Source organism: Acinetobacter sp. ANC_7512, assembly GCF_056779935.1.
Genome location: NZ_JBWYIX010000059.1, coordinates 1 through 202 on the forward strand (window position 1 = coordinate 1; position 202 = coordinate 202).

The window sequence follows — 202 nt, forward strand, 5'->3', positions numbered from 1 at the left end:
CAGATGCCGAAGCAGCAGTAGAGGCAGCAGAAGCAGCATACGCTGCGGCAGAACAAGCGCTGATCGATGCAAATGCCAATGGCCTCATCACCCCAACAGAACTTACTGCATTGACTCAAGCACGTGATGATGCACTTGCTGCTAAAGAAGAAGCACAAACAAAAGTGACAGCGTTACCTGAGGCAGTACAAGCAGAAAAAGA

General features: G+C 49.5%; 1 protein-coding gene. It reads left to right on the top strand.

Going from position 1 to position 202, the window contains the following annotated elements:
* A partial coding sequence (locus AC1M9H_RS14465) for a GA-like domain-containing protein (protein ID WP_481613672.1) occupies nucleotides 1-202 on the top strand: 202 nt, incomplete at both ends.